22 protein-coding genes are annotated in these 25,567 nt (G+C 44.1%); 7 read left to right on the top strand and 15 right to left on the bottom strand.

Features of this window, described 5'->3' with window-relative positions; genetic code table 11:
• Positions 1-60 precede the first annotated feature (60 nt).
• Together purM and purN are read left to right on the top strand one after the other, a co-directional pair.
• Positions 61-1,110 carry a phosphoribosylformylglycinamidine cyclo-ligase gene (purM, locus tag DKT75_RS21895; protein WP_170310674.1) on the top strand — a complete coding sequence of 350 codons (1,050 nt, stop codon included), beginning with the start codon at positions 61-63 and terminating at the stop codon, positions 1,108-1,110.
• A 3-nt stretch (positions 1,111-1,113) separates the two neighbouring features.
• Positions 1,114-1,767 (top strand): phosphoribosylglycinamide formyltransferase, encoded by a 654-nt coding sequence (gene purN, locus DKT75_RS21890; protein ID WP_170310673.1) that lies wholly within the window; start codon positions 1,114-1,116, stop codon positions 1,765-1,767.
• Positions 1,768-1,781: 14 nt separating this feature from the next.
• Here the strand turns inward: purN and DKT75_RS12990 are convergent, their stop codons facing one another.
• From DKT75_RS12990 to murJ, 11 genes are all read right to left on the bottom strand, one after another.
• Complete coding sequence (locus DKT75_RS12990; protein WP_109823867.1) at positions 1,782-2,243, bottom strand: ferritin family protein; 462 nt, start codon at positions 2,241-2,243, stop codon at positions 1,782-1,784.
• 174 nt (positions 2,244-2,417) lie between these two features.
• A complete protein-coding gene (gene kdsB, locus DKT75_RS12985) occupies positions 2,418-3,179 on the bottom strand; it encodes a 3-deoxy-manno-octulosonate cytidylyltransferase (protein WP_109823866.1) in 762 nt (253 codons plus the stop codon).
• A complete protein-coding gene (locus DKT75_RS12980) occupies positions 3,176-3,361 on the bottom strand; it encodes a Trm112 family protein (RefSeq protein WP_109823982.1) in 186 nt (61 codons plus the stop codon). The genes kdsB and DKT75_RS12980 overlap by 4 nt, the downstream gene beginning before the upstream one ends.
• Positions 3,351-4,382 (bottom strand): tetraacyldisaccharide 4'-kinase, encoded by a 1,032-nt coding sequence (gene lpxK / locus DKT75_RS12975; protein ID WP_158278866.1) that lies wholly within the window; start codon positions 4,380-4,382, stop codon positions 3,351-3,353. Before lpxK ends, DKT75_RS12980 begins: the two co-directional genes overlap by 11 nt.
• A complete protein-coding gene (gene msbA, locus DKT75_RS12970; protein WP_245923204.1) occupies positions 4,375-6,129 on the bottom strand; it encodes a lipid A export permease/ATP-binding protein MsbA in 1,755 nt (584 codons plus the stop codon). The genes lpxK and msbA overlap by 8 nt, the downstream gene beginning before the upstream one ends.
• Before the next feature lie 24 nt (positions 6,130-6,153).
• Positions 6,154-6,576 carry an ExbD/TolR family protein gene (locus tag DKT75_RS12965; protein WP_109823863.1) on the bottom strand — a complete coding sequence of 141 codons (423 nt, stop codon included), beginning with the start codon at positions 6,574-6,576 and terminating at the stop codon, positions 6,154-6,156.
• Positions 6,573-7,295 carry a MotA/TolQ/ExbB proton channel family protein gene (locus DKT75_RS12960; protein WP_109823862.1) on the bottom strand — a complete coding sequence of 241 codons (723 nt, stop codon included), beginning with the start codon at positions 7,293-7,295 and terminating at the stop codon, positions 6,573-6,575. The genes DKT75_RS12965 and DKT75_RS12960 overlap by 4 nt, the downstream gene beginning before the upstream one ends.
• 172 nt (positions 7,296-7,467) lie before the next feature.
• A complete protein-coding gene (gene rlmD / locus DKT75_RS12955; protein WP_109823861.1) occupies positions 7,468-8,799 on the bottom strand; it encodes a 23S rRNA (uracil(1939)-C(5))-methyltransferase RlmD in 1,332 nt (443 codons plus the stop codon).
• 8 nt (positions 8,800-8,807) lie between these two features.
• Positions 8,808-10,061 carry a hypothetical protein gene (locus tag DKT75_RS12950; protein WP_109823860.1) on the bottom strand — a complete coding sequence of 418 codons (1,254 nt, stop codon included), beginning with the start codon at positions 10,059-10,061 and terminating at the stop codon, positions 8,808-8,810.
• 31 nt (positions 10,062-10,092) lie between these two features.
• Positions 10,093-11,439 (bottom strand): DUF945 family protein, encoded by a 1,347-nt coding sequence (locus tag DKT75_RS12945; protein WP_109823859.1) that lies wholly within the window; start codon positions 11,437-11,439, stop codon positions 10,093-10,095.
• Entirely contained in the window at positions 11,436-12,992 is a 1,557-nt protein-coding gene (gene murJ, locus DKT75_RS12940; RefSeq protein WP_109823858.1) for a murein biosynthesis integral membrane protein MurJ, read from the bottom strand. The genes DKT75_RS12945 and murJ overlap by 4 nt, the downstream gene beginning before the upstream one ends.
• A gap of 310 nt (positions 12,993-13,302) precedes the next feature.
• Between murJ and DKT75_RS12935 the strand changes: the two genes are divergently transcribed.
• The 5 genes from DKT75_RS12935 to DKT75_RS12915 all read left to right on the top strand — a co-directional run bounded on the left by DKT75_RS12935 (position 13,303) and on the right by DKT75_RS12915 (position 23,678).
• Positions 13,303-18,564 carry an OmpA family protein gene (locus DKT75_RS12935; protein WP_109823857.1) on the top strand — a complete coding sequence of 1,754 codons (5,262 nt, stop codon included), beginning with the start codon at positions 13,303-13,305 and terminating at the stop codon, positions 18,562-18,564.
• Between the two features lie 137 nt (positions 18,565-18,701).
• Positions 18,702-20,588 (top strand): DNA topoisomerase IV subunit B, encoded by a 1,887-nt coding sequence (gene parE, locus DKT75_RS12930; RefSeq protein WP_109823856.1) that lies wholly within the window; start codon positions 18,702-18,704, stop codon positions 20,586-20,588.
• 268 nt (positions 20,589-20,856) lie between these two features.
• On the top strand, positions 20,857-22,533 hold the full coding sequence (locus tag DKT75_RS12925; RefSeq protein ID WP_146201374.1) for a hypothetical protein: 1,677 nt from the start codon (positions 20,857-20,859) through the stop codon (positions 22,531-22,533).
• 129 nt (positions 22,534-22,662) lie between these two features.
• Positions 22,663-23,178, top strand: coding sequence for a ribosome biogenesis factor YjgA (gene yjgA, locus DKT75_RS12920; RefSeq protein WP_109823854.1), 516 nt, complete (start codon positions 22,663-22,665; stop codon positions 23,176-23,178).
• A gap of 14 nt (positions 23,179-23,192) precedes the next feature.
• Positions 23,193-23,678 (top strand): low molecular weight protein-tyrosine-phosphatase, encoded by a 486-nt coding sequence (locus DKT75_RS12915; protein ID WP_109823853.1) that lies wholly within the window; start codon positions 23,193-23,195, stop codon positions 23,676-23,678.
• On the opposite strand, the gene DKT75_RS12910 is transcribed toward DKT75_RS12915, so the two are convergent.
• The 4 genes from DKT75_RS12910 to DKT75_RS12895 all read right to left on the bottom strand — a co-directional run bounded on the left by DKT75_RS12910 (position 23,675) and on the right by DKT75_RS12895 (position 25,536).
• Positions 23,675-24,130: a YiiD C-terminal domain-containing protein gene (locus DKT75_RS12910; protein ID WP_158278865.1), complete on the bottom strand. Its 456-nt coding sequence runs from the start codon at positions 24,128-24,130 to the stop codon at positions 23,675-23,677. The two genes, DKT75_RS12915 and DKT75_RS12910, sit on opposite strands and share 4 nt — an antisense overlap.
• Positions 24,123-24,404, bottom strand: coding sequence for an HlyU family transcriptional regulator (locus DKT75_RS12905; RefSeq protein ID WP_109823851.1), 282 nt, complete (start codon positions 24,402-24,404; stop codon positions 24,123-24,125). The genes DKT75_RS12910 and DKT75_RS12905 overlap by 8 nt, the downstream gene beginning before the upstream one ends.
• A 78-nt stretch (positions 24,405-24,482) precedes the next feature.
• Positions 24,483-24,962, bottom strand: a complete 480-nt coding sequence (locus DKT75_RS12900; protein WP_109823850.1) for a hypothetical protein — start codon at positions 24,960-24,962, stop codon at positions 24,483-24,485.
• A gap of 88 nt (positions 24,963-25,050) precedes the next feature.
• The gene (locus DKT75_RS12895) at positions 25,051-25,536 is read right to left on the bottom strand and encodes a hypothetical protein (protein WP_109823849.1); all 486 of its coding nucleotides are present in this window, start codon (positions 25,534-25,536) and stop codon (positions 25,051-25,053) included.
• Between the last annotated feature and the right edge of the window lie 31 nt (positions 25,537-25,567).

Below are 25,567 nucleotides of genomic sequence, written 5' to 3'. Positions count from 1 at the left end.
ATTGAATTAAAACATGGTAGAATTCTCTTTTTTAAACGGTTCGTAAGGATCTACGCTTCAATGGAAGAGAATAAAACCTCCCTGACCTATCAGGACGCTGGTGTTAGCATCGAAACTGGTAACGCATTAATCGACCGCATTAAACCTCACGCAAAACGTACTAAACGCCCGGAAGTATTGGGTGGTCTTGGTGGTTTTGGTGCGCTTATGTCTATCCCAAGTCGCTACGAAAACCCTGTACTAGTGTCTGGTACTGACGGTGTTGGTACCAAGTTAAAACTCGCTATTGATATGAACCGTTTTGACACGATTGGTGTGGATTTGGTTGCTATGTGTGTCAATGACATCATTGTAACGGGCGCTGAGCCATTATTTTTCCTCGACTATTATGCAACGGGTAAGTTGAATAATGATGACGCGGAAAACGTAATCAAAGGTATTGCTGACGGTTGTGAGCAAGCTGGCGCTGCGCTAATTGGTGGTGAAACGGCTGAAATGCCGGGCATCTATCGTGAAGGCGATTTTGACCTTGCTGGCTTCAGTGTAGGTGTTGTTGAGCGTGACGCAATCATTGATCAAAGCTCTGTTGCTAACGGCAACGTGTTGATCGGTCTTGCTTCTAGCGGCCCTCACTCAAACGGCTATTCTTTAGTACGTAAAGTGATCGAAGTATCTGGCGCTAAGCTAGATGAGAAGTTCTCTGATAAAGAAGAAACGTTACTAGGTGATGCACTTCTAGAACCAACAATTATCTACGTTAAGCCTTTGCTAAAAGCGCTTAAGCAGTTTGATATTAAAGCACTTGCTCATATTACAGGCGGCGGTTTAACTGAAAACCTTCCTCGTGTTTTACCAAGTAACTGCAAAGCAGTAATTGATCTAACGAGCTGGGACCGTCCTGAGATCTTCAATTGGCTTCAAAAAGAAGGCAACATCGAAGACATGGAAATGCTAAAAACCTTTAACTGCGGTATTGGTATGGTATTGGTTGTCGCTGAAGATCAAGCTGATGAAGTCATCAACAGCTTTAAGCTACAAGACATTAAGAGCTTTAAGCTTGGTCAGATCAGCGCTGCTGAGACTGAAGAAGCCTATGTTGAGTACGTTTAATCAATGCGATCAATTGTTGTATTAATTTCTGGTAGCGGCAGCAACTTACAGGCGATCATGGATCGTCTGGCTGCCGATAATCTAGATGCTAAAATTGAGTTAGTACTGAGTAATCGTGCGGATGCATTTGGTTTGGAGCGTGCTGCAAAAGCAGGTATCCCAACCGCGGTAATCGACCATAAGCAATTTGACTCTCGTGAAGCGTTTGATCAAGAGATGATTAAGGTGATTGATCCAATCAATCCTGAGCTCATCGTATTAGCTGGCTTCATGCGCATACTGAGCGAAGGTTTTGTTGAGCATTATAACGGTCGTATGATCAACATACACCCTGCGCTACTCCCTGCTTACAAAGGCTTAGACACTCATAAGCGTGCACTAGCTGATGGTGTTAGTCACCACGGTGCTAGTGTCCACTATGTGACGCCTGAGCTTGATTCTGGTGCGGTCATTGTTCAAGGTCGCGTCCCTGTTTTAGCAGGCGATGATGAGGAAGCACTTCAGGCACGTGTTCATAAAATTGAACATGTCGTATATCCAGAAGTAGTCACTTGGTTTGCAAACGGACGTTTGAATAACCAAGGTGATATCGCTTACTTAGACGGCAAGCCGTTAACTCAACCCGTCATTATCGATCAAGAAACAGTGCGCACATAAGCGCACTGTCTTTCTTACATTTCTCGTAACAAGCTATTCACCGCCTGAGACAAACGACGTTTTCTCGTCACTTCCATTTCCATCAAATTTTGAAATATGCCTCGCAACTCGTCCGTTGAAGCGACGTCCTTCATCTCGTCATAAACATCGACTAGATAACCATCTACTTGTTGTCCAAGCGCACCCACTTCCTCGTGATTCATGTCTTTATGAAATGAGAGGTGACTAAAGAAGTCTTCCGGAGATTTTTCTAAGGTAACCTGCACCCACGTTTTCAGTACAGCGTCTGAGGTATGCTCAGTGAATTTTTTAAGTTCTTTGACCGCCGCTTTATGATGCTTTTTCACATAACTCAGCAACATTTTTGTACGTGGATTACTGCTTTCTTCATCGAGCTTGTCATAAAAGTCAGCGGCATAGCTGTGGAATTTTTCTGTATTGTCAAAGATGTCTTTGATCGTTTCAAATGTTTTCACTTGTAAGCTCCTAAGCTAAACACGTTAGTAGTAATGCTATCAGCGCCACTGAGTATCAATTACCCAGCGACACTGCCATACCATTACTATGAACTGAAACACGACACAAGCCAATCGACTTGTGGAAGAGTAAAGACTCGCAAAGACCAGTTGCTGACCTAATACATACTCAGCCTACTCTTGAAGACCTGCTTGACGTGCTAAAAACACGCGCTCAACAGCCGCTAGATCTTCAGCTGTATCAACACCACCACCGGGCACTTCTTGCGCCTCAGCAACGTGTATACGTGTGCCGTACCACATAGCGCGTAACTGCTCTAATTTCTCCAACTGTTCCAGCTGGCAACTTTCCATATTGACAAAATCACGCAGGTACTTCGCACGATAAGCATAAATACCAATATGACGATTAGCAAATTCAGACGTTTCAAAGTCTTGGTCACGCTGGTAAGGAATCTGTGCGCGAGAGAAATACATCGCCATGCCTACATGATCTTTTACAACCATTACGACATTTGGATCAGTGTATTCTTCATCAGTCATGATCGGCGTACACAAGGTCGCAATCATCGCTTCTGGATGAGCGATTAAGTTCTCAGCAACTTGGTGTAAGTTCGCAGCGGGCGTTAACGGCTCATCACCCTGCAGGTTAACGATGATGTCTTCATCATCAAACCCACGCATTGATACGACTTCTGCCAGACGATCACTACCCGTTTCATGGTGAGGACTGGTCATGCAAACATCTGCTGAAAAGGTACTACAGACTTCACGAATACGCTCATCATCGGTTGCAATGATGATGTCATCGAAACCTGCTAAGCGTGCGCATTCATGAACGCGTTGAATCATAGGTTTACCCGCAATAGGCAATAACGGCTTACCGGGTAAACGAGTTGAATTATATCGAGCTGGAATAACGAGTATGGTTTTCATCGTTGCTCTACTTCCTGTTGGGTCAGTGGTCGGGCTTCGCTTTCAAGCATGATCGGCTTACCGTCAATGATTGGGTATGCGAGGCGAGCTGAGCGGGAAATGAGTTCTTGCTTATCACGGTCGTAGATCAAGCGTCCCTTAGTAACAGGACAGACTAAAATATCTAACAACTTATGGCTTATTGTGTTCAAACTCCATTTCTCCTAAGCGTTTCAACAAATCCTTGATGAATGCTTTACTGACTTTAGCGGTAACGGGTACACACCAATGTTTATCTGTTGCAAACGAATGACATTTGACTGCATCTTTTTCAGTCATTACCACTAAAAATCGGTCGTCGAATTCTATATCACTCAAGCTGAACGGATGATGATCGGGGAAATAATGTTCAATTACATCCAAACCTTCACTGCGTAACGTGTCAAAGAACCGAGATGGATTCCCTATCCCAGTCACCGCATGTACCGTTTGTCCTTTCCACGCTGATAATGGTTGTTGATTACCAGAATTCAAGTGAGATAGCTCGCTTACTTGTAGTTGCATACTTATGTCGGCATTAGCCATCACTTCGTTCACAATGACAAAATCACATGACGCTAACCTTGCTGCGGGCTCACGTAAGGGACCTGCCGGTAAGCAATGTCCATTACCTAAGCCTCTCGCACCATCGATTACCGCTATTTCAATATCACGCTTGAGTTTGTAATGTTGCAAACCATCATCACTGATCACGATATTGCAGTCGGTATTTTCTAACAGAAATGTTACATCAGCATTACGATCTGGCCCGGCTATGACGGGTACGCCACTTCGTTGTGCCATTAACACCGGCTCATCACCGCAGACAGATGGATCACTCTCTGGCGACACCATTACAGGCCATTCTTGCAAGTCACCCGCATAACCTCGCGTGATAATCGCAGGGCGATAGCCCGCTTGTTGAAGCTGTTCTGCTAAATAGATAACGAGTGGAGTTTTGCCTGTACCGCCAACACTAATATTCCCTACAACAATTATAGGCAATGGATGAGGTATTTGCTTATTTTTACTGGAAGACTGATCAGCTTTTGCCAATAGGCGATATAGACCTTCCAAAGGTAGCAAGACGCTTGCGCCCCAGCCACCCTTGTACCAGATTTTTTCTAGGCGACGTTGCACCCAACTGATCTGACTCTGTGAAGATTTAGGGTCTGACTTAGCCATCAGTTTGCATATGCTGAAGCGCCGCATAAACACCATTAGCCTTGATTAACTCTTGGTGCGTGCCAGACTCAACAATCTGCCCTTGGTCCATCACTAAGATCTTATCAGCTTGCTCGATAGTCGTTAAACGATGAGCTATCATGAAGGTCGTACGGTCTTTTAGAAGCTCGTCTAAAGCGGCCTGAATATAACGCTCAGACTGAGTATCCAGTGCTGACGTCGCTTCATCCAGAATCAGAATAGGCGTATCTGAGAGTATCGCTCGTGCGATTGCTAGACGCTGTTTTTGGCCACCAGAAAGTAACGTACCATTCTCACCAATCATCGTGTCCAGACCTAGCGGGAACTGATCGATGAACTCCATCGCATGGGCGGCTGTCGCTGCTGCAATCACTTTCGTATCATCAGCATCACGCAACTGACCGTAAGCAATATTGTTACGTATTGTGTCGTTAAACAGCGTAATGTTTTGACCAACATATGCAAACTGCTCACGTAAGTTTGCTAACTCATAATCTTTTAAAGCAACGCCGTCTAATTTAATATCACCGCCTTGGTAATCATAAAAACGTGGCAGTAAGTTCACTAGTGTTGTTTTACCGCTACCTGACTTACCGACTAGCGCGATCTTCTCACCTGCTTTAACCTCGAAGCTAATGCCTTTTAGTACCGGCTCAGCATCGTCATATTTGAATGTCACTTGGTTAAACACCAAGTCACCTTTCGCACGTTCAGTCTTATGAGTTCCTTGATTTACCTCAACCGGCGCATCAATGATTGCAAAGATGCTTTCTCCTGCTGCGACACCGGCTTGCAAAGTCGAACTTACCGACGTTAGACGCTTGAGTGGATCAAACAACAACATCATTGCCGCCATAAACGACATAAACATACCTGGAGAAAAACGCTCCAGTAAGTCACCACGGGTCGCTACAACAATGATCACTGATAGTGCGATGGCGACAATGAAATGAACGAGAGGCATACTCAATCGCTCAGTCAAAATACGCTTCATATATGACACACGATTGCGCTCATTCACTTCAGAAAAACGATCTTTCTCAAAATCAGTCGCACCAAAGATTCGTACTTCACGTGTCGCTTGAATCACTTCGCTACTGATCTGGGAAACTTCACCCGTAGACTCTTGTATCTGTCGACTAAAACGTTTGAAGCGCTTAGATACGTAGTTAATAATAACGGCAATCACGGGTCCTGTGAGCAACACAATCAGCGTTAGCTCCCAGCTGTAATACATCATCAAACCTAGCAAGCCAACAATCGTTGCAATGTCTTGTACCAACACAGTGAGTCCGCTCGTTGCTGCATTCGCAACCTGCTCTACATGGTAAATCACTTTAGTAATTAGCTGACCCGAGTTCGTGCGGTCGTAGTAACTAACAGGAAGGTGTATCAAACGAGAGAACACTTGCTTTCGAAGCTCTGTCACCACTTTTCGTCCAACCCACGCCATGAAGTAGCCGGATAAAAAACCAGAGACACCACGCAGTAAGAATATGAAGAGTAATGCCACAGGCGCCCAACGAATAATATCAGGGTCCTTATCCATGAACGTACCATCCAACAAGGGTTGGAGATAAGCAGCAAACATGGGTTGTGTTAGAGCATTAATAATTAGGCCAGATAAGGCCAATAGAAGATAGCGCCAGTGCTTGAGTGAATAGCTTCCTAAACGCTTATATATGCCAACCCCGCTCGGAGGCGGGGTTGTTGTACTATTTGTCAAAGATGACATCCTGTCTTTGTAAGTTTATTTACGTTGAGACTGAGCCGTTGCCATTGAGAAGTTAGTCAGTCCAAGTCGACCAGCAATATCCATCGCCGTAATTACTGACTGATAATTAGCATTAGCATCTGCACTAATAACAAGTGGTGGGTTACTACCACGGTCATCAAGTGCCTGACTCATTGCTTGGAATAGTGTTTCAGACTTTTTATTAAGCACTTCACGGCCATCGATATAATAGTTACCGCCGCCATCAATCATCAATTCCATCGTGTTCTTTTCAGCTACCGCCACCGCACTTTGCGTTTTTGGTAGGTCAATCTTAATTTTTGCGTTGCGGTCAAACGTTGTTGTCAGCATGAAAAATATCAACAACAAGAATACCACATCGATAAGGGGCGTTAAGTTAACCTCCACCTCGTCTGGTACATGTTGTGTAAAATTCATGCTACACCGCCTGCTGCTTTAGCCTTGGCTGCTCTGATCGCCGCCATTGCTTTTTGTGAGCCTACAGAAGTAGGAGCCGCCGCTGATGCAACTGCCGCCGCACTACGCTTGCTAGCTGTGGCACTACTCACTGTATCAACTAGCTTCATCGCAGACTTTTCCATATCTATAGCAAGACCATTAATCTTACTGCGGAAATAGCGATGAAATATTAATGCAGGAACAGCGACTGAAATACCAGCTGCCGTTGTAATCAGTGCTTGTGAGATACCACCCGCAAGCTCAGTTGGGTTACCAACACCTTGACTAGTGATAACACTAAACACACTGATCATACCCACTACTGTTCCTAACAGACCAAGTAATGGTGCAATCGCAGCAATGGTTCCAAGCGTCGTCATGTAGCGATCCATCTCGTGGATCACGTGACGCCCAGTTTCTTCAATATTCGTTTTCATGACATGACGTGGCTGGTCAACACTTTCCAAACCGGCTGCAAGCACTCGACCTAGAAGCGAACCGTCACGAATTTGTGCAATGTGAGATGGCGTCATTTTACCTGACAGCGCCAACTTACCTGCCATTTCAGCAACGCCCTCAGGCACAACCTTCTTCGAGCTCAACTTTATAAACAAGGCGATAACTATCGCCATTGCTAATACAGAACAAAGTAAGATCGGGATTACTAAGAATCCTCCCGCTGTAATATATTCAAACATATCTGGCCTTTAGAATTTATTATAATAGTAGCTAGTCTGAAGTAGATTCAGAGTTAACAGCTTGGAAACCCCCGCTTCCAAAACTACTCGACCCTTCCGAGTAGTGACCGTTATTGTACATTAACGTTTCTATTACATTAAAGGCTATAAAGTCAGAACCTAAGCTGAATATTTAGCCTTTTTCAAAAACCGCAATCGACTCAACATGTGCAGTATGAGGGAACATATCCATCACACCAGCACCCACTAAGCGATAGCCTTGCTGATTCACCAAGATTTCAGCATCACGCGCTAATGTTCCTGGGTGGCAAGACACGTAAACGATACGCGCAGCTTTCAACTTTCCGAAATGTTCAATAATCTCTTTAGCACCTGAACGTGGCGGATCAAGCAAGATACAGTCATACGTCTGCTTCATCCACGGCTCACTCTTTACATCCGACGTTAAGTCAAAGGCAAAGTAGCTTGTATTCTCGATACCGTTGTCTAGCGCTGTCTGCTTTGCACGTTGCACCATCACAGTATCACCTTCAACACCCACAACCTCTTTCGCATTGCGAGCGATTGGCAGTGTGAAGTTACCTAAACCACAGAACAGGTCTAACACCTTTTGAGTGCCGTCTAGCTTAAGAAGTTCAACAGCGCGTGGCACCATCTTACGGTTGATGCTGCTATTCACTTGGAAGAAATCTTGAGGACCAAAAGCAACTTTGGTATCAAACTCGGGATGCTCATAGAACAAACCTGGATTTTCTGGCCAAATGCAATGAACAGTCGTCGGACCTTTAGGCTGCAAGTACATCAAGAAGTTGTGCTCTTTAGCAAACTCAATCAGTAGTTGCGTGTCTTTGTCACTCAGTGGTTGCAAGTTACGGAACACAAGTGCGGTCGCGTTATCTCCTACTGCCACTTCGATCTGTGGAATAGTTTCACGCGCATCCATCTTGTAAATAAGTTCTTGGAAGTCGACTAACTTCTCACCCACTGAAGGGTGAAGCACTTTACATGACTCGATATCAGCCAACATACCACCAGAGCGCTCACGGAAACCAACCAACACTTTCTTTTTCTTAGCCACGTAGCGCACGCCTAAACGTGCTTTACGACGGTAACCCCACTCTTCACCAATCATCGGCTCGAAGACTTCTTCAGGCTCTACTTTACCGATGCGTTTCAAAGCATCTAACATCGCTTTTTGCTTATGGTGAATCTGTGTTTCAACCGCAAGGTGCTGCATGCTGCAACCACCACAAATATTGAAATATTCACAGCCTGGTTCAACACGTTCTGCTGAAGCTTCTAAGACCTTAGTTACATAAGCTTCATCGTACTTGAGATTAATCGCAGTGTACTGAAAAATAACTTTTTCACCTGGCAACGCGCCACCAACAAAAACGGTCTTGCCATCTACGCGGGCAATCCCTTTACCTTCTAAACTCAGTGATTCTATAACCGCCTCAACAGGTGTTTGAGGTGGCTTTGGTGGTCTACGTCTACGTGCCATGTTCTATCCTAATACGTTGGGCAAGTTGCCCGGTGTGTTGTGTTCGTCGTGCCCCAGCGGTGCTCGATACTTGCGTGGGGGTCGGATGATACCTTACCGGCCTTGAGATTGCTCCACAATTGACGCAAATTAATCGTGCGTTTGGTATTCGAAGGATAAGCCGCAAGACTACAAAAACGATTCAATTCAGCATTCAGATGATTAGGAATCTGAGGGTGGAAAATCGCACGTGCCAATAACTCAATCGAAATCTCGTTACGCTTTAACGCGCCACCGGCATAAGCAATCTTTTCTACTTCGTTGAAATACATTTTCAAACGCTTATCGCGAGATGGCGTTGAATAATAATCATATTCAGTACGATTCATGCACTGACGACCGCCAGCACGGATTCTGCGTAGCTGATTCAAACCATCATTAACATAGTTCACACGCTCTTTTGCAAAAGCACATAGACCGTAAAGTACACGTGTTGCTTTTTCTTCAAGTGGCTCAGGACGACGACGTAGCTTCTTCGCAATAATGTCAGTGAATGCAACGTAGTTATATTTTACCTGTTCAGCAATACGGTATTGCTCATCACTAAAGCCCGGCTGCTGCTGCATTGGCTTCTTGATGTTTTTAGGCCATTTGAAACGACGGTAGCCGTCACGCATGTTTTTCTTATCTTGTGGAATGAAGAATGGGTATGCAAACAAACGCACCATGTTCTTCGCTGACGCAGGTGTGGTAGAACTCATGATCGAAGTAACACCCGTTTCTGTGATGCCCGTGATCTCATATGAATGAGCACCCGGCTGAACGTATAAATCACCCGCCTTGATATCTGCTAGTGCAATAGGAAAAGTATCCTTATACAAGCTGCGCGTACCTACACGGTCTGCTATGTACTTAAGGAATGATCTCATACGCTGTGTTTCAGGAAGCTTGTCCCAAGTCGCAAGGTCATTGGTCAGAAGTTCACCAGGGCGCATGATGTTATTAATCGCAAACGGCAGCTTATTCTCATAAGAGAAAGCGATACGCATAAAGTAAATCGCATCTGCACAGTCATGAGCCACTCGGTCATACATAGGCACGGTAGGGTTCATAAAGAAGTCCGTCGTCCACTTCTCTGCTACCCAAGCCTGATACTTGCTCTCCCAAGCATTTGACCACTGGTTAGTCGCTTTCCATATACCAGCATGAGCAGTTGAAGCCCCCATACTTACCAATAATAGCAACCCCGCGAGCAACCCTTTTACACTATTTTTATGTCTCATATAATTAGTCTATTTATCCACTTTATGGTTTTTATTGGTCATTGAATGCGCGCTTTAGTTCATCCGTTAAACGCACTAGCGACACTCGACCCTTGTTCAGTAATAATGTTTGTCCCTTAACGGCAACATCGCCTTCAAAGGCTGTTTCATATTCTCTTAGCCAAGCTCGGCTAACCCAGCGCCGCAATAACCGCGCAAATGGCTTATCTAACTCGCTACTTACAATTTTTAAGTCGCCCGTTAACGGCAAACTAGGTTTTTCGTCCAACAGAACAGCATTACCTGCTAAGTTTAGTTTAGCTAATGTTTCAATTGACTGTTTAACACCTACTTCAACCATCAATTGACTCTGGTCTGCTGTCAGCATTGGACTGATAACATCCGTCCAATTAAGACGACCCACCTTCTCCGCTTGGTATATCAACGAGCGATAGAAGTCTTGCTGTTCGGTTGTTTCAACCTCTTCCAACGCCCACTGCCCTTGCCTTAATAGGTGACTGCTATTAGACAGTTGTTCCAAATAATTACGCGCACCAGCCGTTAGCCACTGGCGTAACTGGACAGAAAGATAAGCTTCTTTGCTGTTCAGAGGTAATGTATTAACAAACGACACTTTAAAATCAGCATCTAATGTATCATTCTTTTTCCAGATAGAGGCAGCGCTGCTTAAATTTAGCGACATGTTTTTGCCACTTTTTTCATTTAATAACTGGCCGTTAGCTGCACTTAAACCTATTTCAGTTAGATTCACCGACTCGCCATTCATGAGGCTCATCGCTGAATCGACCTCTAGGCGAGCATTCGTAAGCTTTAAACGAACACCAGATGCATAACCATTTAGCGCCTCTACAACCGTCACGAACTGGTATTCACCACTGTCTAAATCGACAGCACCCTCAGTCGTTACGTTATCTCCACTTAGAGTCGATGTATTAAATTGAGTAATACTTCCTTCAATCTGTAATCGCGAGGAAAAGTCATCAATGACCTTTAGCTGCGCAGTCGTCTTATCTGACAACTCAATAGATTCATCAAAGTCTAAAGTAACGACCCATTCTGCTCGTCCAAAAGCTAACCCGTTTTCACCAAACAGTATCGGCCCTGCTTTTTGATCGACATTTAGAGTGAAGTCACCCAGTAGCTCAAATAGATAAGGCACGTTAGGTGTGACACGTATTTTTTTATGACTACTAAATACGCCTTGCTCAGACTCTAATAACGTTAAACCCGCAACATGTTCAGTACTGGACGTATGCCAGCCAGAAACAAGCTCATCCAATGTTTGACTTGATTGCTTAGCAAAATACCAACTACTGACTAGCCACCCTGTAACAAGTAGCAATATGACAGCAGTTGTAAACTTGAGGTAACGATTCATACTTTTAATAATTGCTTTGGTCGAATACCGACGGCAAGAATAGCCACTAAATAAGTCACCATCGCGGTTAGTAGTAAAATACCCAGCTCACCTAGTTTTTTCCAAACGCCTGCCGCTTGCCACCAAGCATCATCAGGATTTAAAAACCAAACGGCTAGCACCATCGCCAACGATGCAGCAGTGATTTTCAGCAAGTACGGCACCCACCCACTATTCAAAACCATGTGACCTTGTTTCTTCAAGGTGTAATACAGTAGACCTGCATTCACAAAACCGGAAATAGCTGTCGATAATGCGAGACCTGCATGTGCGCCAACAAATCCCATCTGATACCACGGCAACACAATCACTAAGTTAGAGATAATGTTTACGCCAATCGCGATCAGACCGATTCTTACGGGTGTTTTAGTGTCTTGTCGAGAGTAAAAACCTGGCGCAAGTATTTTCACCATAATGAAAGCAGGTAAGCCAATCGCATAGGTCATCAGACTCATGCTAGCCATTTCTACATCGCGCCAGCCATTTACACCGTTATCAATGACTATCGCTAAAATGGGCACGGCTAGCACTATTAGACCAAACGTAGCAGGAATGGCTACTAACATAGACAAGCGCATTGCCCAGTCTAACGTTTGAATGAACTCTTTACCTTCTGCATTTGCGTGATTGCCCGATAACTTTGGCAGAATAACTGTACCAATCGCTACTCCAATTAATGCTAACGGAAACTCGACAAAACGGTCAGAAAAGTACAACCAACTGATACTGCCTGAGGCAAGCAGTGAGGCGATCATGGTATTAATGGTGATGTTTAACTGTGCTGCCGAAGAGCCTAATAAAGCAGGTGCCATCAACTTTAATATGCGACTTACACCTTCATGACCCCGCTTAAAACTAAAGTTTGGAACAAGCCCAAGCTTCTTTAAGTAAGGCACTTGGAACAAAGCCTGTGCGATTCCTCCCAAGAAAACACCCCAAGCCAGTGCCTCTACAGGCTCGTCAAAGTGAGGCGCCCACCACACTGCGGCCGCAATCATTACAACATTGAGTAATACCGGCGTAAAAGCGGGAACGGCAAAGTTACCAAAGGCGTTTAAGATACTGCTAAAAAATGCAGACAAGGAAATGAACAGCATATAGGGTGCTGTAATTCTTAATAAGTAAGCTGCCAACTCAGGCTCAGCATCCGCTTTTGCGGCAAAGCCCGGCGCAAATACCATCATCAGTAATGGTGCCGCAACCACTGCAACTAACGTGATCATAAAGAGAATCAAACCCAACATGCCACAGACATGATTGACCAGATCTTTCAGTTCAGCCTCACTACGTTTTTCTTTGTACTCTGTCAACACAGGAATAAAGGCTAATGAAAAAGCACCCTCCGCAGACAAGCGACGCATGAGGTTTGGAATACGAAACGCCACTAAAAAGGCATCCATTGCCCCACCCATAACAAAGTAGTTGGCGTAAACCACGTCGCGCACTAAACCAAGGATGCGCGACATTAACGTCATGATGCTAATCGCGATGCCTGAACGGAATAAACGACTCATTAGAACCCACCCTTTATTATCATTAGTTTTATATGTCCTTTTTTATGATTAATTGTTCTGCGGCGTATTCTACACAAGGCACACTTAAATGTGACCAAGGATGCTTAACTACTCAATAAATTCAGCTAGGATATAGCTAAAAATCTCTAACATACTTATAAATAAACGAAAAAAAGCATCCAAACCCCACTTATCAAAAAGTTATTACAGCTTCGCGCTTTTTTCTTGATCCCCCAATCAATAACCATTTTAATTGCATTATTAATAAAGAAAACCCCTGACGTAATAATAAAAAAAACGAGTATCAAAAATGAAAATAACCAACCGACAACTGCGTAGATTCTGTTATTACGCACCCATTTTCTGCTCTATGGCGGTGCTTTCGTCACAGCTTCAAGCAGGTCCGACTATTCAACTAAATGGTGATGACTCGCGTGATGGTATGGCTGACTCTGGTAGCCTTGGCTACGTAGGTGGCAATACACGTATTGGCGTGAGTATCGACAGAGACTTACAAGGTCAGGTCGACATCAATCAAATCATTCATGATGACGATAGTAGCGCAACAAGTGTAGAAGGTTGGTTTGGTTACAAAACTAAAGATGATGAGAATAGCTCAAAAGGTGTTGATAGCGGTGGTGCTAAAATCAATCACCAATGGGTGAATGATAACGCTGATACTGTTCATAAAGTATTTGGTGCTTATGACCGTAATTCTGATGATCTCTCAAAGGCAACGGTTGGTTACGGACAAGAAACAGAAGATCTATTTTGGTCTGGCCACGTTAGCGCGGGTATGGGTGACGACGTAATAACAGATGAAGTCACAACCAGTGTTTATGACTACGGTGTCGGTGGTGAAGTAGGTACTTTCCTTGAAAGCACTCAAACACGACTTCGTGGTGGTTTGGATTATGAGTTTGGTACTGAGTTCGCTGATGATGAAGACCGTCCAGCAAACCTGACTATCTCAGCCGGTGTTGAGCAGTACTTCTATGACTCTCCTCACAGTATCAGCCTAGACGTTTCTGGAAACAGAAAGTCAGGTGGTGCAGATGCAACAGACACAGATTACAACGCTCGCCTTGGATATCGTTATGAGTTCGGTGGTGGCGGTGCATTCCAGTCAAACACAACAACATCACGTCGTCGTGTAGAAATCCCAGGTACACCTGCTCGCCCAGGTCGTGCAGGTCACGCAGGTCGCCCTGCTGTACAAGGTCGTCCAGCTATTCCAGGTACTTCAGCTATTGCCGCCACTCCAGGTCGTCCGGCACAAGCAGCAGTTCCTCCTCAATATGAGCGTAAACTCGTTAAGAAGCCGGGCCATGAGTTCGTTAAGACAACGATGAAACTAGAGAATGAAACATTCTTTAAGCTTAACTCTTCTGTATTAACAAGCTCTGCTATGAGCAACTTGGATAAGATCGTCGGTCAAGTACGTAGTCATGGTTATGTCGGTGCTATCCGTATTACGGGTAACACGTGTGGTCTTGGCGACCCTATTTACGACCAGCGTCTATCTGAAAATCGTGCTAATGCAGTACGTGATTATCTAGTAGAGCAAGGCTTTAACCCTCAGCACCTAATCTCTCGTGGACTAGGTAAAGGTAGCCCTAAATACAACCGTAACGATGACGACTTTAAGAACCGTCGTGTTGACTTAGAGTATATGACAGAGCGCTCTACTCGAAAGCAAAATGCTCAGTCTTATTATAAGAATGTACTTGTTCAAGCCGGTCGCCCTGCTGTTGCTGCCATTCCAGGCCGAGCGGGTCGCCCTGCCACACCTGGCCGCGCAGCAATTCCTGGTCGTGCAGCTATTCCAGCGACACCTGGTACAGCTGGAACACCTGGCACACCGTCTCGCTTTGTTTGGAAAACAGAAGTTGTTAAGTCTGCTCCTATTTGGATCAAACGTGCACTTCGTAACACGATTAAGCACAACAAGACGATTAACACTTACACAACTCGTACTGCTGCTACCGTTAAAAACGACACGTTCACGCTTACAGACCGAGATGGACTACTAGACGTACTTGGTAATGACAGCTCAGGCTCTGAGATCATAGGTGTTACTCAAGGTGCTAACGGAACAGTTACCATTGTAAATGGCATGCTACGTTACACGCCACGTGCAGGTTTCTCTGGTACTGACACATTTACTTACACAGTAAAGGATCGTGAAGGTAATGAGCAAACAGCAACAGTAAACGTAACGGTGCCAGTGGCATTGAACAATGCACCTGTAGCAGCGGATGAAACTGTTTCAACCGATGAAGATACAGCTGTAGATATTAAAGTTAGCCCAACTGATGCAGATGGTGATGAACTAACAATCACTGCTGGGCAAGCATCTAACGGTACTGTGGTTGTTAACGGCGACGTGATTACCTATACGCCTAACCAAAACTTCTCTGGTTCTGACTCGTTCACCTACACAGTAAACGATGGCAATGGGAACACTGATACTGCAACGATTAACGTTAATGTAAGCAATGTTAACGCTGCACCGGTAGCAGATGATGATTCAGGCTCTACTGCTGAAGGCACTGCATTAACAATTCCTGTTCTAGAGGGTGACGTTGATCCTGATGGTGATGACTTAGTTGTTACACTGGCAAGCAACCCAGCTAACGGTACTGCAGAAATTGTTAATGGTGAGGTTGTTTACACGCCTAACACAAACTTCTCGGGTACTGACACATTAACTTATACCATTACTGACCCTGAAGGCCTGTCTGATACTGCAACAGTTACTATCAATGTAACTAATGTAAATGCAGCGCCAGTGGCGATGGATGATTCTGAAGTAACGCCAGAAAACACAGCTGTAACAGTCGCTGTTATTGGCAACGATACTGACCCTGATGGTGATGATTTTGTCGTTACGTTAGCAAGCAACCCAGCCAACGGTACTGCGGAGATTGTTAATGGTGAGGTTGTTTACACACCTAATACAAACTTCTCTGGTACTGACTCGCTAACTTATACAATTACTGACCCTGACGGCTTGTCTGACACGGCAACGGTTACTATTAATGTAACCAATGTTAATTCAGCGCCAGTAGCGATGGACGACTCTGAAGCAACGCCAGAAAGCACACCTGTGACAGTCGCTGTTATTGGCAATGATACTGACCCTGATGGTGATGATCTTACTGTTGCGATTGCTACTGATCCATCTAACGGTTCTGCTGCAGTTGTTGATGGTGAGATAGTTTATACACCTAACACTGACTTCGCAGGCACTGATACATTAACTTATACAGTGACAGACCCTGATGGTTTGTCTGACACGGCAACCGTTACTATCACTGTAACGACTGTTAACTCAATGCCTGTTGCTGAAGATGATGCAAAGGCAACGACTGAAGATACACCTGTCACTGTTTCTGTTCTAGCGAACGATACTGACCCTGACGATGATGATCTTACTGTTACAATTGCATCTGGCCCAGCAAACGGTACAGCTACGGTTGTTAACAATGAGATTGTTTACACACCGAATGCAAGCTACTCAGGGCCAGACAGCCTTACTTACACAATCACAGACCCTGACGGTTTGACTGATACTGCAACAGTTATTCTTAATGTAACGGATGTTAACTCAGCACCAATGGCAGTGAATGATACTAAAGATACTGCTGAAGACACGCCTGTAACAGTCACTGTTCTTGCTAACGACACTGACCCTGATGGTGATGAGCTAACGGTTGCAATTGAGTCTGGCCCATCAAATGGTACAGCTTCTGTTGTTAATAATGAGATTGTTTACACACCAAATACAGGCTATTCAGGTCCAGACAACTTAACTTACACAATTACTGACCCTGACGGAATGAGTGATACAGCAACCGTTATTATTAATGTAACGAATGTTAACTCCTCCCCTGTTGCAGTCAATGACGCTGAAGTCACGCCTGAGAACACACCTGTCACTATTGACTATATTTCAAACGATAGTGATCCTGATGGAGACAATCTAAGCGTTGCTATTGCAAGCAACCCATCTAACGGATCAGTATCTTTAATTAACGGCGAGATTATTTACACGCCAAATACAGACTATGCTGGCCCTGATAGCTTTACCTACACGATCACTGATCCTGACGGACTTAGCGACACAGCAACGGTTTCTATTAACGTTACTAAAGTCAACACAGCTCCGATAGCAACAAATGACTCACGTAGTACGCCAGAAGATACAGCGATCTCAATCGCAGTTATGTCAAATGACAGCGACCCTGATGATGGTGACTTCATAGTCCTTGATAGCAACACTGCTCCAATTAGTGGTACTGCTGTCATTGATGGCACTAACATCATTTATACGCCAAACCCTGATTTTTATGGTACGGATATATTTGACTACACCATTATTGATAACAATGGCGCAACTCAGACAGCATCAGTAACAGTAACAGTCGTTAAAGTTAATGAAGCGCCTGTACTGGTTGATGATGAGGTGACAACACCATTTGAAACACCAATCAATATGGACGTGTTATTGAATGATACTGATGGCGATAACGACACATTAGTTATCACAGCAGTGTCTTCAACGACAGCAGGCGGAGCAGTGACTTTCACAGGCACTGGAACGACTTACACGCCTGCAACTGGCTTTACGGGTGTTGACACATACACTTACACAGTGACTGACAACAATGGTCATACAGAAACGGCAACAGCGACTGTTAACGTAAGCCCAGAAGCTAACAAAGCTCCTATTGCAGTTGACGATACGGCCACTACACCTTACGAAGTTCCAGTAACAATTAATGTTGCTGGGAATGACTCTGATCCAGATGGTACAACAACGTGTGTATCGGGTATTCAATCAGACCCAACGAGTGGTTTTGTGAATATCTCAAATAGTGGAACTGATATCGTATACACACCATTTGATGGTTTCTCAGGTTCAGACTCATTTGTGTACATAGCATGTGATAACGAGGGTGCGACTTCAACGGCGACTGTTTTCGTAACTGTTGAAGCGAATACTAATCAAGCACCTATCTTGAGTCCTAACTACTCAGCTGTTCAGGGTCATGGTATTCCGGTAACCATTCGTGTACTTGAAGATGACACTGATCCTGAAGGAGATACACTTACGCTAACACGTATCTCAACACCGCCGAGCAAAGGTACTGCAACTATAGATGGCGACAATGTTATCTATGTAGCAAATACAGGCTCTTCTGGTATTGACACTTTTTACTACGAAGTATCAGACGGTGAGGGTAACCTAGCAACTGAGTTTGTTGAAGTTGACATACAGACTAACAGTGCACCAGTCATTACGTCGATCCCAACACAAAATGTTGACGGGAAAACGACAACAACAACTTTAGACATTTCTAACTACCTATCTGATGCAGATGGTGATTCAGTTTATGTTGCAGTAGCTGATGCGCTAAGTGGTTCTATCACTTTTAACGGCTCAGTTCTTGAATATACACCTCACGCTACTGAAGCAAGCTCAGGTGACACCGATACAATCTACATAACTGTATCTGATGGAAAAGGAGGTATTACTGAGTCACAATTTACAATTAACATCATTTAAGCCATAAGTTAAATCTCGCTTAAATTAAGGCCCGTAGCTTACGCTTCGGGCCTTTTTCATGCTTGTCATAAGATAAGACTTTACCTCACCCGCAAGAAACGCTATTTTCATAAAATTAAACCGTATTATGGAAGTCTATGACGAGCGAATATAACGCATCCGCAATCGAAGTATTAAGTGGTCTAGACCCTGTGCGCAAGCGTCCAGGTATGTACACAGATACAACACGCCCTAACCACTTAGCTCAAGAAATCATAGATAATAGTGTCGATGAAGCCGTTTCAGGCTTTGCTACAAAAATACACGTTACACTTCATGCTGACGGTTCACTTTCGGTATCGGATGATGGACGTGGTATGCCTGTCGACATTCACCCTGAGAAAAAACTACCGGGTATTGAAGTCATCCTTTGTACGCTCCACGCAGGTGGAAAGTTCTCTGACAAGAACTATCAGTTCTCTGGTGGTCTTCACGGTGTCGGTGTATCTGTTGTAAATGCTTTATCACTAATTCTTGATGTTCGTATCAAGCGTGACGGTAAAGAATACAAAATGATGTTCGAGAACGGCTACAAGTCTAGCGATCTAGAAGTTATTGGTACGGTCGGTAAGAAAAACACCGGAACTACCCTGCACTTTTGGCCTAACGCTCAGTACTTTGACACGGTTAAATTTTCAGTAACACGCCTCAAGCATAACCTAAGAGCCAAAGCGGTTCTTTGCCCAGGCTTGCATGTTACCTTCGTAGAAGAAGCGAAGAATGATACGACTGAGTGGTATTACGAAGATGGTCTTACCGACTACCTTATTGACTCAATCAAAGATTTCATCACTCTACCTGACCATCCTTTTATTGGCTCATTAAAGACTGAAACAGAAGCGGTAGACTGGGCATTGACTTGGTTACCTGAAGGCGGAGATCTAACTCAAGAAAGTTATGTAAACCTAATACCAACGACGCAAGATGGTACACACGTTAATGGTTTACGTACTGGCCTGACGGATGCACTACGTGAATTTAGTGAGTTCAGAAACCTACTACCTCGTGGTATTAAAATTGCTCCCGATGATGTTTGGGATCGCATTAGCTTTATCATCTCTTATAAGATGAGTGAGCCACAGTTTGCTGGCCAAACCAAAGAACGACTATCATCACGAAATGCTGCGGGCTTTGTGTCCTCTTCAATTAAAGATGCCTTTAGCCTGTTCTTAAACCAGCACCCTGACATTGGTGACCAAATTGCAGAGCACGTTATTTTTAACGCAGCAAAGCGACAAAAAGCCAGCAAGAAAATTGTTCGCAAAAAAATAGCAACTGGCCCAGCTTTGCCGGGTAAGTTGGCTGACTGCTCTTCTCAAGACCTCAGTAGAACCGAAATATTTTTGGTAGAGGGAGACTCAGCAGGCGGCTCAGCCAAGCAAGCACGTGATCGTGAGTTCCAAGCAATCATGCCATTACGCGGTAAGATCTTGAATACGTGGGAAGTAGACTCTGACCAAGTACTCAGCTCAAATGAAATCCACGATATTTCTGTTGCTGTCGGTGTTGACCCCGGTTCAGACAACCTAGACAACCTTCGTTACGGAAAAATTTGCATTCTTGCCGATGCTGACTCGGATGGTGCGCATATCGCAACGCTCATCTGCGCCCTATTCGTTAAACACTTTAAACCGATGGTCGTTGCAGGGCATGTCTACATTGCTATGCCGCCACTTTACCGAGTCGATATTGGTAAGAAAGTTGAGTACGCACTGGATGAAAGTGAACGCCAAGCAATTATGGATCGTATTGAAAAACAGAAGCTAAAAGGTAAAGTGTCTGTTACTCGATTTAAGGGTTTGGGTGAAATGAATCCCGGACAACTTAGAGAGACTAGTATGGCACCAGACACTCGACGCTTGATTCAGCTAACACTTGACGACCCTGATCAAGCCGACAGTATGATGGATATGCTGCTCGCCAAAAAGCGTGCACCAGATCGTAAAGCATGGCTGGAAAGTAAGGGTGATTTAGCCATAATTTGATGATAAGAGGAAGTATGTCATACTCTGCCGCAGCTGGTCGCCTACATTAACCTTGCGAACTTAATTCGTAAGGCGGTGACCAACCTACTGTAGCTATAATATGCTTCCTCCTTGAACTCACACCCCCAGTTTGTTTGAAGAGCGAAATTCAAAAATTAAGTTTGATTAATACAATGAATCTAGTCTTGTAACGCGTGTCTAGAAAAAGCGTAACAAAACTATTAACTAAAAATAAGGACAATAGCGACCGATGAAGATGGAGCTTGTGATGAAATTTTGGCGTAATTTAGGCCTAGGTGTAGCGATGCTTGCTATGACCTCTGTGGCATCTGCTAACCCCGGCAATAAACTTGGATTTAATACCAGTGGTCTTTCACAGATAGCGGTATCGAACCCTTTCATAGACAAATTTAAAGTCTCTCGTGGATGGATTACATCTTGCGAGTTTAACTGGCAAGAAAATCGTCCAATCGATGCGGGTTGTACTAAGAAAAAATCGTTCAACACTGGCGAAACTGACAAGGTTAAAGTTGACCGTTTCGGTTGGCCAATGCGTTTACCTGCTTCAGGTGAAGCACCTATTTATACCTCAATCAATGCGATTTGGGATTTAGGTGAATACTTCACACTGGGTGACTATGTTGTTACTTATCAAGGTGATGTTGATATCAAGCCTCATGGTGATCTAACAATCACAAGTGAAGCTCCGGGTAGAATCGAATTCAACTTAAAGTCAACTAAGCGTAACCTTCGCTTACACGTGACTCGAATCAACCCAGGTAACTACCTTCGTAACGTCAAAGTTATCCCAAAGAAATTTGTAGCCGTTGCAAGTCGTCAAAAGTTTAACCCTGACTACCTAAACACAGTCAGACCGTTTAACTCTATTCGTTTCATGCCTTGGCAGAATACCAAAGACACACTACTGACTCGTTGGGAACAGCGTACAACACCAAACGATGCTTTCTATAATAAGAATGCTGGTATGCCTGTTGAGACAATGGTTGAGCTGTCTAACCAAGTAAACGTTGACCCTTGGTTCTCGATGCCTCACCTAGGTGATAACACGTTTATGTATCGTTTTGCTCAGTCTGTTAAGCAAAACCTTAAGCCTCACCTTAAAGTATACGTTGAGTATTCAAATGAGATCTGGAACTACATGTACCCAGCAACTCATCACGCAACGCTTATGGGTAAGAAAATGTGGCCTAACGGTTACCCTAAAATCAACCAAGGTTCTCGTAACCTGAAGTGGGCGTTAAACTACAACGCACTACGTACTGGTCAGATTTGTGATATTTGGAAGCAAGTATTTGGTAACCAAAAGAACCGTGTTGTTTGTGTCGTGTCTGCTTACGCAGGTGCTCCAGCAATGGGTGAAGAGATTCTGACTTGCCCTCTAGCAGGCGGTAACTGTGCTCAAAAAGTTGATGCTTACGGTATCGCACCATACTTCGGTGATTACATTGCTCGTATTGAAAACCGCAACCTTTTACGTCAGTGGGCACATTCAGGCGCAGCAGGTATGAACAATCTGTTTAGGGAAATTAATCAGGGTAACTTGATCCAAGATAATATCCCTGGTGGAGCGATTCCTCGTGCAGTTAAAAACCGTATGACACCTAACGTTGCACTTGCTAAAAAGCACGGTGTTAAATTAGTCGCTTATGAAGGTGGTCAGCATTTACTACGTGTAGATGGCGCTCACAGAATTCATGATGAGAAGATCTTTGAGCTGTTCTCAAATGCTAACCGTGACCCTCGTATGATTCAGTCATACCAGCAGTACTTACAAGCCTGGAAGCGCAGTGGCGGTGGCATCATGATGCACTTCAATGGTATTTCAAACATTGATAACCGTAACTACTTTGCTATGTTAGAGCGTCCAGAAAACCCTAACTCTGCAAAATATCGTGCACTTACGCAGTACCTTCGTCAGCGTTAATCGCTAACGTAGATAGAAATAAAGGGTGAAGCTTAACGGCTTCGCCCTTTTTTTATGCCTAGCAAAGCTGGTTTCACTTCTTAATAGTGCTAAACTCGCCAATTAGTTAAGTCAATATGAAGTCCAGTTATGCATTGGGATGAAGAGATACAAGATTACGTTTACGCTGAACGTCCAAACAAAACCCTGATCAAACGTGAGTTAGATCACATTCAGGCAGTTTTAAAGCGAATGATTGCACTACCGCAGGGCTACTTCGATCAAGTACCTATGTCAGATGATCTTCGTGAAAACTTAGTACTTGCTCGACGTATAGAGCGTGCAGCATTGCAGCGTCATATTCGTTATATGAGCGGCCGTACTGAAAATGAAGACCTAGATTTGATGATCTTAACAATGGATCGTCTAGCTCACCCTGCGGTGATGGCAACTGAAAAGCTGCACCGAGCTGAAGAGTGGCGCGATAAACTAATTGCAGGTGATAACAATTTAATCACTGAATTAGTCGGCTTGCTTCCGGGTTGTGACGTACAGTATTTACGCCAACTTATTCGCAATGCTAACGCTGAAGCGAAGAAGAGTAAGCCACCAAAGTCTGCACGACTTTTATATAAGTACTTGCACGACCTAGACGAAGGCGAATAAGCCACTTATCACTTATGAATAAAGTAAACGTCTTGTTTGTCTGTATGGGAAATATTTGTCGCTCACCAACTGCTCATGGGGTATTTGAGGCGTTGGTTGAGCAGTACAATCTCAGCGATAAAATCAGTGTCGGCTCAGCGGGAACTCATGCTTACCATGTTGGTGAAGCACCCGATGAGCGCTCACAGGCTGTTGCTCTGACTCGTGGTTATGACTTATCAACGCAGCAATCGCGTCTGATAACAAAACAAGACTTTGAGGCGTTTGACTACATTCTCGCGATGGACAAGGCAAACCTATACTCGTTGAGTAAAGTAAGCCCTGTACAAGACCGCGTATTCTCACTTATGGACTTTGCGCCTGAGCGTGACGAAAGCGAAGTACCCGACCCCTACTATGGTGGTGATCGAGGCTTCGAAAATGTACTAACCATGATTGAAGTGGCTTCACAGGGATTACTCAACCACATATTGAAGAGTAACCCTAACTTATCCCACTAAGCCTTATGGCTTGCCACCATCGCTGCACTAAACACTACATCTGCGTTATCACCCAGTTCAACCATCAGTGACAAACGCGCTCGACCTTTGCGCTTTAAATGTTTAATAAACGTCAAGCTGACTACAGGCATGCATTCACACTGACAACGGATTTCGGACTGAATGGGCCGACGATAACGTATCTCTGCACTTGCCATCACAACATCTGCTTTGAGACCTGCCTGATTTATCAAGTGTGTCGTCAACGCCCACGCAGATAAAGCAGCTAGCGAATAAAGACTGCCGGCGAACCCTGTTCCATGAACATTAATATTGGGCGTCAAAGGAGCAACAACCGTTATTGACTGGTCGGCTAGCACCTCAATATTAAAGTGCATGGCTTCAGAAAGCGGGATACTCTCATGTATTAGCTGAGTCAAAGACTCTGCGTCTAAACAACTGTTGTTAGCCAAACAACTGATCTCCCATTTGATCGATCAGTAAACGGCCTTTACGCAGCACTTCTGATGCACACTGGTCAGCACTACCGAAAGTATCTGCACGAATTAACCTATGCTCTTTATCACCCTTACGAATAAGGCCATTCAAACGATACTGTCCGCCCTCTTTCTGAGGCATTGGGATAATTTGAAATCCCTCATACTCTTCAATTTTAGACGTATCTATTTTTGGCTCAGCGTCTGGTGATGATGAAAATAGTGACTTAAAACCTGATAAAAGACCCATGGCAGTGATAATTCCTTAATAACTAATGGTAATAGTGTAATACAGAATTCAGCGATTGAGACAAACAGGGGGAATAAATTATTCAGCAGTTAGGGTAATAGTGACTCTATCTTGATACCAGCCATCTTCAATAATTGCTGGTAATCCATCTCGCGCAGCAAAAGTAAGTGCGGAATTAGCGATTAAACAAGAGTCTAAGGCAATAGTCTTATCAGTATTTGTAGTGACTTGATGACCAAGAAAACCTAGCTGGTAGCGCTTCAAGAGCGACCCACTGGCATTATGGAGCAAAGCAAAGTCATTCATGGTGGAGAACTTGATGTAACAGCTGTCACCATTCGACTTAACACCTAAAGTACCCAACGAAACAACGGCGTTGGACTCTATGTTATTCATGGAAACTGTATTGATATTCCCGTCGACAGCAGAGCCAGTAAGCTCGGCAAATGTGCCTTGGGTAACCTGAACGTTGATTGTTTTAACATCGCTAGCGGCAAACGCTGCAGTGCTTAAAAGTAATAGTGAGGTGAATAAGAAAGCTTGGGGGGATGCATTCATTCTCTGGCCTTTCCATAAAAAAATAGGTTGGAACGCTTATTTCATCGTCCCAACCTACTACTTTTTTTTACAAAAAGGTATGTGTTTCTTACTCAGCGGTCAATGTGATTGTCACTGTATCTTTATACGTACCTGCTTCGATCGTTGCTAATGTATCGCCAGAAGGTGTAATTGTTAAGGCTGAAGCATTAGTAGCACATGAATCTAGTGCCATATTCGAGTTAGCATCAACATTTGAATAAACATTAGTCCCTAAGTAGCTTAGGAAATAAGTCTTTAGTGTCGCGCCGCTTGATTCGTGGTTGAAGCGGTAGTTATTCAACGTTGAAAACTCAATCGAACAGTTAGAACCATTTGAATTTACACCCAATGTACCTAGTGAAGTGCTGTTACTTGCTGTGATGTCATCCATATTGATGTTGTTCACATTACCGTCAACAGCAGAACCTGTTAACTCAGCATAAGTACCTTGAATTACTTCGATATCGATTGTCTTAGTATCAGTCGCAGCGAAAGCAGAACCTGTTAAAACAACGAACGCAGCAGAAGCAAAAATCGGGGAAAATTTGTTCATTTTTAAGACCTTATATTTTTATAATTATATT

The sequence above is a fragment of the Leucothrix arctica genome, assembly GCF_003172895.1.
GTDB classification, from domain to species: domain Bacteria; phylum Pseudomonadota; class Gammaproteobacteria; order Thiotrichales; family Thiotrichaceae; genus Leucothrix; species Leucothrix arctica.
Note: the sequence above shows the minus strand (reverse complement) of the source record. Positions and strands in the feature narration are given on the sequence as shown.